Below are 12,742 nucleotides of genomic sequence, written 5' to 3' on the forward strand. Positions count from 1 at the left end.
ATGCATCGCTAGGGGCGGTATTAGTCAGCAATGGTCTCCAGCGCTCTGCCACGGGTCTCGATGCCGAACCGGAACACGATGCCGGCCGCAGCAAGGAAACACAGCGCGCCAAGGCAGAACACTCCAGCCTGGCCGGCAACGGGCAGAACCAGCCCCACCAACGCCGGACCCAGCAGCGATCCGATCCGCCCGACCGTCGACGCCATCCCGCAACCTGAAGCGCGCGCCCGCGTGGGATACAGTTCCGGCGTATAGGTATAGAGCACTGCCCACATGCCGAACATGAAGAACTGCATCATGCCGCCGGAAAGGAAGAGCGCCATGGGGTCGGGACTGGACCCGGCGACCCTGCCGTAGATAAACACCATGCACGCCCCGCCCACCAGAGTCGCCACGCATGCTGGCTTGCGCCCCCAGCGCTCCACCGCCCATGCGGCCCAGAGAAAGCCGGGAATGCCGCCGATTGAGATATACACCGTGTACAGCACGGATTTGGTTACCCCGAGGCCCGATTGCTGCAGCAACGCGCCAATCCAGGTATTGAGGCCGTAGAACCCCAGCAGGGCGAAGAACCACAGGCCCCATACGGTCAAGGTCCGGCTACGGTACTCGCGGGACCAGAGCACGCGCAGGCCCGATGTGGCCGGCTCCGCCGCCGCTGCCGCCGGCGTGACTTCCGGCAACGCATCGAGCTTCATCCGCCGCATGACCGATTGCTCGATACGGTCGACAATGTCGGCCGCTTCGGCATGGCGTCCCTGCGACTCCAGCCAGCGCGGGGACTCGGGCACAAAGCGGCGGACTACGATCAGGAATAGCGCCGGGACCGCGCCGAGCAGGAACATCGTGCGCCAGGTGTAGGCGCTCAGCACGTAGTACGACATCAGCCCAGCGCAAATGAAGGCGATCGGCCAGTTTCCGTCCATCAGCGCCAGGTACTTGCCGCGCTGGCGCGCGGGAATGAATTCCGACATCAGCGTCTGCGCCAATGGAAGCTCCATGCCCATGCCGAGCCCGAGCAACAGCCGATACGCACCCAGCTCCATGGGACCGTTCGCGGTGGAGCAAAGATAGCTGCCCACGCCCCAGATGATCATGCTGACCTGGAAGACCGGCTTGCGGCCGAACTTGTCCGCCAGCACCCCGGAGCTGATCGCGCCAGTGGCCATGCCGACGAAGCTGGCGCTGCCGAGCATGCCGGCCTGCGCTGCGGTCAACCCGAATTCCGTCCGAATCGATCCCAGCAGATACGTCATCATGGCCAGGTCGAGGTTATCGAAAAAGAAGGCCAGCGCAATGATGGCAAACAGAAGGCGGTGATACCCGCATACGGGTAGCCGTTCCAGCCGGTCGCCGGTGCGCACGCGCATCAGTTCGAGAGAGGTAAGCTTCATCTTGTCTCCAGTAGTTCCAGTGCCAGCGCTCTTGGGCACTGGCGGCAGGCGATAACGCATCGATGCGATATCGCCTGCTACTGTCGCGTGGAGACGCAGCCGCGACGCGCGCGGGAACGCCAAGGTCTGTCTCGCAGGTGCCAAGCCAATTGCCGCGGGTCGCGTGGGCCAAAAAAAAAAGGTTCATCGCCGATTTCCGGGGAAGGCCACTGGTCCGACGGCCGAGTTCGGCCAATAACGGTCATCAGAGGAGTTTCCCGAAAACCGTCATTCAAGCGCGCCACCCGTTGGTCAAGGGGTTCGGTCTTCGGTCGCTGTCGCTACCAGCGAAACTCCATTGGTCTATTATCGGCTGACGATCCATTCACCAAGGGAGATTGAAATGATCATTCCTGCTGTGGTGCGTCCTTCAAGCGAGCTGATAGGTCGATATCGAGAGCTAATCGCATCGTACGACTCCGTGACGTGTGCGTTGTCCGACTGTATGGGCCGATTCGGCGCGATGTCGGCTTCCCTTCGGCCCATCTTCGAACCTCTTTCCTTTGTGGGCACCGCAGTCACGGCCAGGGCGCTTGCGTCGGACCTCGCGGCGCCGTTCAAGGCTATTGACGTTAGCGAACCGGGCGACGTCATCGTGATTGACGCACATACGTCGGCTAGCACCGCGTTCTGGGGGGAGAACATGACGTTGTCCGCGCTAAATCGTGGCGTTATCGCTGCAGTTATCGACGGAGCCTGCCGCGATGTGCCGGAAATTCGCCGACTTCGGTTTCCGGTCGTGTGCCGCGGTATCGTGCCCAATGTTGCGGCCATCGCCGGTTACGGTGAAGTGAACGTTCCCGTTCAGTGCGGCGGCGTACCGGTCTCACCAGGCGATATCGTTGTGGCGGATGAAAACGGTGTAGTGGTGGTGCCGTTCGCCCGCTGCGAAGAGATCATTGGCAAGGCCGAGGAGCTACTGGAAACAGAGCACATTCTCCAGGACCGGCTACGTGCGGGAAGCACGATTGGACAACTCATAGATGTCGACTCGGTGTTCGCCAATACGTTTTCGTATCAGCAGCGCGCCGTGCGTAATGACGAATAGAGCATTTTGACCTGTTCGGCGCGTTCGAGGATCAAATGATCGAATGTCTGTTTCCTGAAGTCCGATCGACCGCGATGGGTCGAACTGAGACGGCCGACCGCGCTGTGAAATCGTGTCTCCGATTTGTTCGACACTTGCAGTGCAGCATGCAATGAAGGCGTCAAATCAGAATATGCGGATATCCGAATGTTCACCTCTCCGCTCACAGGAAGGCGTAACAGTTCGCTCGGGCATCGTATAGCGCGTGATGCCGGCACCCGCTGAACACAAGCGTCGTTGAGGGCATCAACAACACCATCAAAGTCATCAAGCGCCGAGCCTACGGCTACCGTGACGAGGAATACTTCTTCCTAAAGATCAAGGCGGCGTTCCCCGGAATTCCTCGTTGAACCAAAAAAAAGAGGTGCCGGAGCACCTCTTCATGTCGCGCGATGGCCTGACTCACCTGGAAGCAAACCTGTGGGGATCGAATGCCTCCGGCGGCAAGCCGGACAGCGTGGCACCGGACTGGAAGGGATAGCGCAGGTACGGCGCTTTCGGCTGACCCGGTGGCGAGTACTGTCCATCGGCAAGAATGCGTTTCTTCGCGCTCATCTCATGAATCTCGCAGCGATAGGCAACGATCTGGCTGGCTGCGCCGTCCTCGATCGGCGAGTAGTCTTTCTCGGGCCGGAACTTGTCCAGCGCCTGGTACTGGTGGGCACGCACCTCGTCGGTACTGTCACGCAGCCTGACTTCGCATCGCGCGATGGCGCTGTAGTACTCGAGGCTTGTATTCTGTCCCTTCGGTGCCTTCAGCAAGGCCACGGGCCGGTCGACCTCGATCGTGACCAGGGGATTCGCCCGAATCGCCGAGGCCAGCTTTCCGAATCTGGAACTGTGGATCAGGAAGGCGTCGCCGGTGAAGGTAAAGCTCTGCGCGGTAATGTAGGGATAGGGTGTGTCATGCACCGCGACCCGGCAGATCAGCTCGTTCCGGAGGAAGGCCTCGATGGCCGGCCAGTCGGTCCAGGCCAGGTCGGTCCGGCGCATTTCGTTGTGAAGGTAGGCGGGTGTCGTGGTCGTCATGGTCTCGTCTGCTGATGGTTCTGAAAATGCCGCATCTGCGCGCGTCCGGGCCCCAAACCAATTCCGCGCAAGGGCCGGCCAATGGCATCCGCCAGCCATTCAAGCAGGGCTTCCAGTTGCGGAGGCAGGGGGGAAGTGGCATCCCTCGGGATGGTGTCTTCGGCAAAGGCAGGAAACCGCACCACGCGCTGGCCACCGGTGTCAGTGGCGCCGGCAACGACCGGGATGCAGCGCTCGCGCGTGCGGTCAAAGGCCGCCAGGCTGTCGCACTTGTTCAGATACACCTCGTCAACCCCGCATTGCCGTACAGCAAGCCGGAGCTGCGCCACGTCAAGCAGCCCTACCCGCCGTGGCCGGCCGGTTCCGGTGCCGTACTCATTCGACAGCATCCGGATCCCCACGCCGATGGAGAATTCGTCCGCTTCGGCGAGCAAAGCCAGCGGATCCAGCCTGGCCGCCTCGTCGGCCCCGCCGCGGCCCTCCCGCGCCGCATCGGCGCAATAGGCCTCGGATCGCCCTGCGCCAAGTTCGGTTGGCAACGGCCCGCTGCCGACCCGGGATACGATCGCCTTGGCGACGCCGATGGTCTTGCGGTGATACTTGCATGGGAGGTCGCCACCCACATACGCGTAAGAAGGCATCGTATGGCTGGACGTGACCCAAGGCTGAACGCCCTGCACCACATCGAGCATGACGGACTGCGCGCCCTCGAAGAGCACATTGGCACCCGCTTCGACCCGCCGCAAGAGCGCAACCGGATCGTCCGTCACGAACGGCTCAACCACCTTCCACGCCTGGCGCATCGCGTTCACCACGGCCACAAGACCCTCGCCGTCGCCGTCGCGCTGCACGGCCAGCCGCATCATCTGCTCGAACACCCGGCTCCCGTCAACCACCAGGTCGCGGAGCTGAAACGAAGATCGCTCCCCTCCCCGCACGCGGGTCGCGAGATCCGCATAACACGGGCCGATGCCGTTGCCGGTGGTGCCAATCTGGGCGCCATCGTGGCGATCGGCCAGGACATGGAGAGGCTGGACGACCGGACACCTGTCACTGATCGTCAACCGCCCGCCCAGATCGATCCCCTGCGCCGCGAGCATCTCGATTTCGGCTGCCAGTTGCTGCAACCCGATCACGCAGCCTGAGCCGATGTAGAGCGCAACGCCGGGATGCAGCACCCCGGAGGGGACCTGCCGTAGCCGCAAGGTTCCGTCAGGCGTGGCGATGGTATGCCCGGCGTTCGCGCCGCCGTTGAAGCGCGCAATCACCTCGTACTCGCCGGCGAGGTGATCGACGACCCGCGCCTTCCCCTCATCGCCATATTGCAGTCCGACCAGGACGTCGGCGTACCCCGCCTTTTTCGCGGTGCCCATCGCCTACGCGTCCAGCGCAAATGTCGCCTCGATCTCCACCGGGGCACCGAAGGGAAGGCTCGCCACGCCGAGCGCCAGGCGGGCATGGCGCCCTCTCTCTTCAAAGATCCGGTTCAGCAATTCCGACGCTGCATTGATCACCAGCGGCGCATCATGGAAACCCGGCTCCGCCGCAACATAGCCTCCAACGCGGACGATGCCCCGGATTCGTTCGAAATCCCCATCGGTCGCTGCCGCCACCCAACCCAGCAGGTTGGCCAGGCACAACCGCGCGGCCTGCTGTGCCGCTTCGACGGTGACTGCGCCCGGGACCTTGCCGACGAAGACCGGCTTGCCGTCCTGAAGCGGCAACTGCCCCGATACCGTCAGCAAACCATGGTGCAGGGTGTAAGGGACATAGTGCGCTTTGGGAAATTCCGTGGCAGGCAAGACAATGCCGGCAGCCTGGATACGATCCATCACTGACATACTGACTCCTCGACTTGAAAAAGTGTCGGCGAAGTGAGCACGGTGCGGGCCTCCGCCGACACCACGACTGTGCCGCACGGTTAAGCCTTAGATTCGCGTGGCGACGCCAGTTGATGTCGCGCAGACGCCAACCTGCCGGCTGGCGCCTAGTCGCCAGCCATGTCCCTGAAGTATTCGGTCGGCGTCATGCCCAGCGCACGCCTGAACATGGCACTGAAGGCACTTGGACTCTCATAGCCAAGTTGCAGCGCGATGTCCGTGACATGGCAGCCCTCGGCAAGCAGGCGTACCGCGGCCATCAGCCGGGCCTGCTGCTTCCAGCGGCTGTAGGTCATGCCCGTTTCTTCGGGAAACAGGCGGATGATGGTGCGCTCGCTGGCGCCGACCGAACGGCTCCACGCCGCCACGGAAGTCTCATCGGCAGGGTCCTCGAGGATCTTTGCGCAGATCTTGCTCAGCCGAGGGTCCTTGGGCATCGGCAGATGCAGCGGCACCACGGAAAGCGGGCGCAGTTCCTGCAGCAGAAGCTGCACCACCAGGCCGTCGCGGCCGCTTTCGTCATAGTCCAGCGGCATGCGCACGGCGGCCGATATCAGTTCGCGCAGCAGCGGCGGCACAGCGACGACACAACAGTTGCGCAACTCATCAGGAATGGCATCAGCGCGAATATAGACCGTGCGCATCTCCACATCGCCGCAGGCCTGCATGGCGTGCTCGACGTTGCACGGAACCCAGACCGCGCGTTGAGGCGGCACCACCCAGGAGCCGAAATCGGTGGTCACCAGGATAGCGCCCACATAGGCGTAGATCAGCTGGCCACGCGGGTGGGAATGCGCGGAGATATAGAAGCCGTCCTTCAGCTTGCGCGCCATCCCGCCCACTCGCCGGTCTATCGCCTGGTAGTCATCCCGGTTTTCGCTCTTTCCAAACATGGCGTCTTTGCGATAGTCGTTGTCATCCAGGGGCGCGCGCAGCCACACGCCGATACGTATCTTTGGCCGGACGCCAAATGCGTCGCAACGATCAAATGGAATCGAGGCATCGGTCCCACAGTCTGGAGCCAAAAGTAATGTCAGTGTATCGAAACTTCAATCAGGAAGAACTGGACAAGCAGTACAACGTCAGGGCGGGAATTCCCGGGTTCCAGGACATCTTCAGGGGATGGGAGAACACCAGCGCCGCATTCCGTCGCGCCCATCCCGTAAAGGAGAACCTTGCGTATGGCCTGGACGCCAAGCAGGCGCTGGACTTCTTTCCCGCAGCCACCAGGAGCCGTCCGTTGCTCGTCTTCATTCATGGCGGCTACTGGCAATCGCTGGACAAGTCGGACTTCAGCCACGTTGCCGCCCCGTACCTGAAGCACGACATCAACGTCGCCGTGGTGAACTACCGGCTCGCCCCGGAGGTCGGGATGGCCGAGATCGTCCGCGATAATCGCGACGCCGTGGCATGGCTCCACGGCAATGCGGCCGAACTGGGGTTCGATGCGAACCGCATCTATGTATCCGGCCACTCAGCCGGCGGACATCTCACCGCCACGCTGGCAGGAACCGATTGGGAGTCGTTCGGCCTCCCCGCTGACGTGCTCAAGGGCGGATGCGCGATCAGCGGCCTGTATGACCTGGAACCTATCCGCCTGTGCTATCTCAACAAGGTGGTCGGCCTGACCGAGGCGGATGTCGCCAGCTACAGCCCGATTCATCATGTTCCACGAGTGAAATTGCCCATGATCCTGACCGTTGGCGGGGATGAGTCGCCGGAGTACCACCGGCTGCAGCGCGAATACCAGGCGCTGCTGGGCGAATGCGGCTTTGACGTGCAGGTGGTGGTGCAGGAGCGCGGCCATCATTTCGACGCGGTCGACCTGCTGGGCGATGCCGATGGCGCCCTGGCCGCGTCGGTGTTGCGCATGATCGAGCGCGCCTGAGGCCTGAGGGCCGGATCGCGGGCAGGGCGGCATTCAGCACAGGCCGCCATGTCCGCGGTCCCGGTGCAATCACCGGATCGGGGCGCTTGCCTGCACGGTTGTGAAAGCGCGAACTCGTGATCAGAAGATTCCATGGCGTGGCAAACCACGCGCTACCCCACCCTCTTCCGGTCGCTGACTACCACCAGCGCCTGTGCCAGGGTCTTGCCAATCGAGCGCGAGCGATGCGGGATCGATGCGTTGAAATACAGCGAGTCGCCAGCCCGCATCCGTACCGTGCGGTCATCGAACAGCACCTCCATCTCGCCCGATACGACGAAGATCAGCTCTTCGCCGGCATGGCTGGCCATTGGCTGGTCTTGTGCCAGCGTGAACGGCGGCACCATGACGAAGGGCTGCATCGCCTTGTCCACGCGCTCCGTGGCAATGGCTTCGTAGGTATAGCCCTGGCGCTCGGCGGACGGGCTGAACGGAACCCGGTCCGCGGCCTTGACCAGCAGGATCTCATTGCCGCGCTGCGGCTTGGCGATCAGCTGGTCGACGGTCACGTCGAGGGCCTCGGCCAGCTTGAGCACCGTACCGATGGTCGGCGACGACAGGCCGCGCTCCAGCTTGGACAGGTAGCTCTTGGTCAGCGATGCCCGTTGCGCCAGTTCCTCAAGCGTCAGCCCGTTGAGCTTGCGCAGTGCCGCCAGCCGTTCGGCGATGGTCGAAAGAGCGGCCGGAGCGCCCGATTCTTGCTTCCTGATCATCCGCAGTCACTGGTTAGAAGCGCCCGGACAGGCGCATGGGTCGGCTCGGATTGTAAGGTCGGCACGACACATCGGCAACTCGGTTTGCCTAAATGACACTTCGGTGTCATTATAGACACACTTGTTTCCCCACCCGCCCCCGAAGGAGCATGCAAGTGAGTCCCAAGCGCCCCCATCTCGCAGGTGCAGCAGCCCTGTTTGTCACCCTCTTCCTCAGTGGTTTGCCTGCTGCCCACGCGGCCGGCTATCCGGATCGTCCCATTACGCTGGTGGTGCCATTCGGCGCCGGCGGCATCACTGACCTGGTGGCACGCGCCACCGGCAAGGCCCTGTCTGAACAGCTTGGCCAGTCGATCGTCGTGGAAAACCGCCCCGGCGCGGGCGGCAACATCGCGGCAGATTTCGTACGTCGTGCCCGGCCCGATGGCTACACACTGATGTTTGCCACCGTGGGCGTCCTTGCGGTCAATCCGCATACGGACGTCAAGGTCAGCTTTGATAGCGCGAAGGACTTCACCTATATCTCGCTCGTCGGTTCCACGCCCCATCTGGTGGTGGTCGGCGCCGACGTCCCGGCCAGGACGCTGCCCGAACTGATCAAGCTCGCGCAACGCCAGCCCGGCGCCGTCAGCGTAGGCACCGCAGGCGTCGGCAGCTCGCCGTACCAGGGCATGCGCGTGCTGCAGGACGCGGCCCGGGCCGAATTCCTGCACGTACCGTTCAAGAGCGGCGCTGAATCGGTGACCAACGTTGTCTCGGGGCAGGTCAACATGACATTCGAGGCCACGCCGCAGGTGATGCCATTCGTCGCCTCCGGCAAGCTGCGGGCGTTGGCCGTTGCCAATCCGCGGCGGCTGGCCACCGCGCCGGACGTGCCGGCGACACCGGAACTGGGCCTGCCGACCATCGTGTCCGGTTCGGTGGCAGGCCTGATTGCGCCTGCCGGCCTTGATGCCGCCATCGTGAAGAAGCTCAACACAGCCATTGCCGGCGTGGTATCGAACCCCAAGTTCAAGGCCACGCTGATGGCACAGGGCACTGAACCGATGTCATCGTCGCCCGAACAATTCCGCAAGCTGATCAAAGAAGAAGACCAGCGCTGGTCGGCCTTGCTCAAGGCTGACAACAAGACCAGGTAACGCGGACTGAAAGCTCCCCTTCTCCAGCACAACGAAAGGAAAATCCCATGGCCAGCACCATGCAACTGAGCAAGAGCGAAATCGTCGCCGCCTCGCTCCAGAAAATCCAGATGGAACTGCGCACGCAGAAAATGCCGCTGCGCGAGGCAGTAGCCGAAACCTGCCGGATCCTGTTCGCCTTCGGGCACGACTCCGGCCTCTCAGGCCAGATCACCGCGCGCGCAGAACAGCCTGGCACCTACTGGACCCAGCGCCTGGGTCTGGGCTTCGACGAAATCACGTCCGACAACCTGCTGCTCGTCAACGAAGACCTGGAAGTCCTGGAAGGCAGCGGCATGCCGAACCCGGCCAACCGCTTCCATTCCTGGCTCTACCGTGCGCGTCCGGACCTGAACTGCATTGTCCATTCGCACGCGCCGCACGCCTCGGCGCTGGCGATGCTGGAGGTGCCGCTGGTCATTTCGCATATGGACACGTGCGTGCTCTACGACCAGTGCGCGTTCCTTGAGAAATGGCCTGGCATTCCTGTCGGCAATGAAGAGGGAGAAATCATCTCGGGAGCCCTTGGTGACAAGAAGGCCATCCTGTTGTCCCACCACGGCCTGCTGGTGGCCGGTGCCACGGTGGAAGAAGCCTGCGTACTGGGTGTGATGTTCGAGCGTGCCGCCCGGCTGCAACTGCTGGCCATGGCGGCGGGCCCGATCCAGCCGATCCCGCACGATCTGGGCTGCGAAGCGCAGCGCTGGGTCAGCACCCAAAAGCGGTTCGAAGCCACCTTTGCCTACTACTCGCGGCGTGCGCGTCGCGGGCTGGGCGCCGAATAGCAACAGGGCGCCGACGGGCCGGCGCAAGCACGGCCAGGCCATGGCGAAGTCTGCAGTCTGCTGAGAACCTGAACCACGCCTGGCCCTGCGCCATTGCCGCTTGCTTGATATGAGAAGCGCAAGCTCCGACAGTATTGGTCGAATGGGATAATCGCGTCATGGCAGGCAGGGCGGGAATCGCAGATCTGCCGCCGATGGCGCAGGTGAGTGACGGCGCCATAGCCGGCGCCCGCCGCCGGCGCTCATACCCCTACCCAAGAACGGAGACATGCCTTGACCATTAAAAACCGATTCACCCTGGGCCTGTTGGCAACGGCAGCCCTCATCGCGGCGGCCCCGGCTTGCGCACAAGAACAGTGGCCAGCAAAGACGATCCGCTTTGTCGTGCCCTTTGCCGCCGGCGGCGCCAATGACCTGATGGCGCGCGCCGCGGCCGAGGGCGCAACCAAGGCGCTGGGCCAGACCGTGCTGATCGAGAACCGGCCCGGCGCGGGCGGCACCGTGGGCGCCGACATCGTGGCCAAGAGCGCGCCGGATGGCTATACCTTCCTGATCAGCGCAGCCGGCGTCATCTCCAACAGCATGATCAAGAAGTCAATGCCGTTCAAGGATGACGCGCTGGTTCCCGTGGCCATGATCGGCCTTGCGCCTTCGGTCATCGTGGTGCCGAAGAACGCGCCCTACAAGGATCTGCGCGACTTCGTCGAGGCCTCAAAGAAGGGGAACGGTTTCAACTTCGCGACCGCGGGGACCGGCAGCACCCCGCACTTCGTGGCGGAGATCCTGAATGTGAAGTACGGCGCAAAGCTGCAGCCGGTGCCCTACAAGAGCGGGTCGGAAAGCACTACGGCAGTGCTGGGCGGCCAGGTGGAAGGAACCTCCGAGGCCAGCATCATCGCCCTTCCGCATATCCTGCACGATGGCAAGTTCAAGGCGCTCGCCACCACCTGGACGCAGCGCATCTCGGCCTACCCGCAGCTTTCCACCGCGGTGGAGCAAGGCTTCCCGGACCTGCAGATCGCGCATTGGGCCGGCGTCCATGCCCCCAAGGGGACGCCCGACGCCATCCTGGACAAGGTGGCCGCCGCGGTGGACAAGGCCATGAAGGACCCGGCCGCCGCCGCCAAGCTGAAGGCCGTGGGCATCGAACCGGTCGGCGGCACGCGTGCGGACTTCGTGAAGTTTGTCGAGGCGGAGCGCAAGCGGCTGGGCGAGATTGTCAAGGCCGCCAGGATGCAGGAGAAGTAATCGCTGTGCCCGCCATGCCGCCCCATCGGTCAGGACGCCGGGGCGGCACGGCTTTCATTGGCCGTTGCCGCAGGCAGGTTGCGGCGCCCCCAGTTCTCTGCCTGCCGCTCCAGGTGCAGGCGGATAAAGTCCATCAGCGTTCGCGTTGCCAGCGTGGGATAGCGGTTTGGCGCGGTCAGCATGTAGACACTGTCGCCCACGCCTTCGGCTTCGCACTCGGCCAGCACCTCGCGCATCTGTCCGGACTGCAGTTGCCGCCAGACCGCATAGCGCGGCAGCAGCGCCACGCCCAGCCCGCCCATCACCGACTCGAACAGGAACGGATAGTCGCCTGACTGGATCCGGGGCGACACGCGCAGCGTCATCGGCGTGCCCGCCAGCCATACCTTCAGCGTAAAGCGGCGCCCCAGCGATGCCGGGGCAATCATGTCGCAGCGCTCCAGGTCGGCCACGGTCCGGATCGGCCCGTGGCTGTCCAGGAACGAGGCCGACGCGCACAGGCACCAGCCGACATCGCAGATGCGCCTCGCCACGTGGTCATCGGGCGGCTGCGAGGTGATCTTCAGCGCCACGTCGACCTCGGCCGGGATCAGGTCGCCAATGTTGTCGTTGATGACGACGCGCAGCGAAATCTGCGGGTAGTTGCGCGCGAATTCCAGCAGCAATGGGGTCAGGTAGAGATGACCCAGTCCCGTGGGCAGGCGAATACGCACGTCGCCGCGCACCACCTGGCCAAGGCTGTCGATCGAGGTATTGGCCGACTGCAGTTCGTCCAGCATGCGCAAGCCATGCGCGTACAGCAACTGGCCCGCCTCGGTCAGTTCGACATGGCGCGTGGTGCGGCGCATCAACTGGGCGCCCAGGTGCTGCTCCAGTAATTTCAGGCGGCGCGATACGTTGGAGCGGGTCATGCCGCTGCGCTCCGCGGCGGCGGTCAGCGTGCGCGACTCGACCATGGTCACGAACAGCCGCACCAGGTTGAGATCGAAATTATTGTCAATCATGAGTCAACACCGTAGGCACAAATCGAGGGATTGTCCTGGCAGGAAGCCAACCCTAGCATAAACCTCCTGCTTACCCACCTTTCGAACGCCATGTCCGCACTGCCCGCTTCCGACCTGTCCGACACCGACCTGCCTTTCGCCGGCCTGCGCGTGCTCGACATCAGCCAGGGCATTGCCGGCCCGTATTGCGCGCACATCCTGTGGCAGCAAGGCGCTGGAATCGTCAAGGTCGAGCCGCCCGCGGGCGACTGGGGCCGCAAGGTCGGGGTCGTGCGCGGCGATACCAGCGCGCTGGCGATCGCCTATAACGCCGGCAAGCGCAGCGCCTGCATCGACGCCACCACTGACGCCGGCAAGGAGGTGCTGCTCGGCCTTGCGCTGCAGGCGGACATCGTCGTGCAGAACTTCCGCCCTCAAGTGGCGGAACGGCTGGGCGTGGGCTATGCGGCGCGGGGGGC

The 12,742-nt window shown here is 63.6% G+C and carries 13 protein-coding genes and 1 pseudogene; 7 read left to right on the top strand and 7 right to left on the bottom strand.

The features are described from left to right. Window positions 1–20: 20 nt before the first annotated feature. The gene (locus tag AC3WQZ_RS19360; protein ID WP_010812767.1) at window positions 21–1,394 is read right to left on the bottom strand and encodes an MFS transporter; all 1,374 of its coding nucleotides are present in this window, start codon (window positions 1,392–1,394) and stop codon (window positions 21–23) included. A 382-nt stretch (window positions 1,395–1,776) separates the two neighbouring features. Between AC3WQZ_RS19360 and AC3WQZ_RS19365 the strand changes: the two genes are divergently transcribed. Together AC3WQZ_RS19365 and AC3WQZ_RS19370 are read left to right on the top strand one after the other, a co-directional pair. Then, on the top strand, window positions 1,777–2,481 hold the full coding sequence (locus tag AC3WQZ_RS19365; RefSeq protein WP_010812766.1) for an RraA family protein: 705 nt from the start codon (window positions 1,777–1,779) through the stop codon (window positions 2,479–2,481). Window positions 2,482–2,729: 248 nt separating this feature from the next. Next, a pseudogene (locus AC3WQZ_RS19370) lies at window positions 2,730–2,870 on the top strand (transposase); the annotation flags it as partial. Between the two features lie 52 nt (window positions 2,871–2,922). Here the strand turns inward: AC3WQZ_RS19370 and AC3WQZ_RS19375 are convergent. The 4 genes from AC3WQZ_RS19375 to AC3WQZ_RS19390 form a co-directional block, all read right to left on the bottom strand. Further along, window positions 2,923–3,549, bottom strand: coding sequence for a pyridoxamine 5'-phosphate oxidase family protein (locus tag AC3WQZ_RS19375; RefSeq protein WP_439669268.1), 627 nt, complete (start codon window positions 3,547–3,549; stop codon window positions 2,923–2,925). After that, window positions 3,546–4,922, bottom strand: coding sequence for an adenylosuccinate synthetase (locus AC3WQZ_RS19380; RefSeq protein ID WP_492301082.1), 1,377 nt, complete (start codon window positions 4,920–4,922; stop codon window positions 3,546–3,548). Before AC3WQZ_RS19380 ends, AC3WQZ_RS19375 begins: the two co-directional genes overlap by 4 nt. A 3-nt stretch (window positions 4,923–4,925) precedes the next feature. Continuing rightward, window positions 4,926–5,390 carry a RidA family protein gene (locus AC3WQZ_RS19385; protein WP_011617582.1) on the bottom strand — a complete coding sequence of 155 codons (465 nt, stop codon included), beginning with the start codon at window positions 5,388–5,390 and terminating at the stop codon, window positions 4,926–4,928. A gap of 146 nt (window positions 5,391–5,536) precedes the next feature. Next, window positions 5,537–6,322, bottom strand: coding sequence for an AraC family transcriptional regulator (locus AC3WQZ_RS19390; RefSeq protein WP_011617583.1), 786 nt, complete (start codon window positions 6,320–6,322; stop codon window positions 5,537–5,539). A 137-nt stretch (window positions 6,323–6,459) separates the two neighbouring features. Between AC3WQZ_RS19390 and AC3WQZ_RS19395 the strand changes: the two genes are divergently transcribed. After that, window positions 6,460–7,317, top strand: coding sequence for an alpha/beta hydrolase (locus AC3WQZ_RS19395; RefSeq protein WP_492301083.1), 858 nt, complete (start codon window positions 6,460–6,462; stop codon window positions 7,315–7,317). A gap of 152 nt (window positions 7,318–7,469) precedes the next feature. On the opposite strand, the gene AC3WQZ_RS19400 is transcribed toward AC3WQZ_RS19395, so the two are convergent. Next, complete coding sequence (locus AC3WQZ_RS19400) at window positions 7,470–8,069, bottom strand: helix-turn-helix domain-containing protein (RefSeq protein ID WP_010812760.1); 600 nt, start codon at window positions 8,067–8,069, stop codon at window positions 7,470–7,472. Between the two features lie 149 nt (window positions 8,070–8,218). Here AC3WQZ_RS19400 and AC3WQZ_RS19405 point away from each other — a divergent pair, with 149 nt between their 5' ends. From AC3WQZ_RS19405 to AC3WQZ_RS19415, 3 genes are all read left to right on the top strand, one after another. Next, window positions 8,219–9,208, top strand: a complete 990-nt coding sequence (locus AC3WQZ_RS19405; protein WP_011617585.1) for a Bug family tripartite tricarboxylate transporter substrate binding protein — start codon at window positions 8,219–8,221, stop codon at window positions 9,206–9,208. 47 nt (window positions 9,209–9,255) lie between these two features. Beyond that, on the top strand, window positions 9,256–10,032 hold the full coding sequence (locus AC3WQZ_RS19410; RefSeq protein WP_010812758.1) for an aldolase: 777 nt from the start codon (window positions 9,256–9,258) through the stop codon (window positions 10,030–10,032). 273 nt (window positions 10,033–10,305) lie between these two features. Beyond that, window positions 10,306–11,280: a tripartite tricarboxylate transporter substrate binding protein gene (locus AC3WQZ_RS19415; protein WP_011617586.1), complete on the top strand. Its 975-nt coding sequence runs from the start codon at window positions 10,306–10,308 to the stop codon at window positions 11,278–11,280. A gap of 29 nt (window positions 11,281–11,309) precedes the next feature. On the opposite strand, the gene AC3WQZ_RS19420 is transcribed toward AC3WQZ_RS19415, so the two are convergent. Further along, on the bottom strand, window positions 11,310–12,284 hold the full coding sequence (locus tag AC3WQZ_RS19420; protein ID WP_010812756.1) for a LysR family transcriptional regulator: 975 nt from the start codon (window positions 12,282–12,284) through the stop codon (window positions 11,310–11,312). A gap of 90 nt (window positions 12,285–12,374) precedes the next feature. Between AC3WQZ_RS19420 and AC3WQZ_RS19425 the strand changes: the two genes are divergently transcribed. After that, the coding region (locus AC3WQZ_RS19425; RefSeq protein WP_492301084.1) for a CoA transferase at window positions 12,375–12,742 on the top strand (368 nt) is incomplete at its 3' end.

The sequence above is a fragment of the Cupriavidus sp. FW305-26 genome (assembly GCF_058787975.1).

Bases quoted from the DNA above. Each gene is read 5' to 3' on its own strand.
- AC3WQZ_RS19360 (WP_010812767.1), bottom strand. From the start codon at position 1,394: ATGAAGCTTACCTCTCTCGAACTGATGCGCGTGCGCACCGGCGACCGG.
- AC3WQZ_RS19365 (WP_010812766.1), top strand. From the start codon at position 1,777: ATGATCATTCCTGCTGTGGTGCGTCCTTCAAGCGAGCTGATAGGTCGA.
- AC3WQZ_RS19375 (WP_439669268.1), bottom strand. From the start codon at position 3,549: ATGACGACCACGACACCCGCCTACCTTCACAACGAAATGCGCCGGACC.
- AC3WQZ_RS19400 (WP_010812760.1), bottom strand. From the start codon at position 8,069: ATGATCAGGAAGCAAGAATCGGGCGCTCCGGCCGCTCTTTCGACCATC.
- AC3WQZ_RS19385 (WP_011617582.1), bottom strand. From the start codon at position 5,390: ATGTCAGTGATGGATCGTATCCAGGCTGCCGGCATTGTCTTGCCTGCC.
- AC3WQZ_RS19420 (WP_010812756.1), bottom strand. From the start codon at position 12,284: ATGATTGACAATAATTTCGATCTCAACCTGGTGCGGCTGTTCGTGACC.
- AC3WQZ_RS19410 (WP_010812758.1), top strand. From the start codon at position 9,256: ATGGCCAGCACCATGCAACTGAGCAAGAGCGAAATCGTCGCCGCCTCG.
- AC3WQZ_RS19405 (WP_011617585.1), top strand. From the start codon at position 8,219: ATGCAAGTGAGTCCCAAGCGCCCCCATCTCGCAGGTGCAGCAGCCCTG.
- AC3WQZ_RS19380 (WP_492301082.1), bottom strand. From the start codon at position 4,922: ATGGGCACCGCGAAAAAGGCGGGGTACGCCGACGTCCTGGTCGGACTG.
- AC3WQZ_RS19395 (WP_492301083.1), top strand. From the start codon at position 6,460: ATGTCAGTGTATCGAAACTTCAATCAGGAAGAACTGGACAAGCAGTAC.
- AC3WQZ_RS19390 (WP_011617583.1), bottom strand. From the start codon at position 6,322: ATGTTTGGAAAGAGCGAAAACCGGGATGACTACCAGGCGATAGACCGG.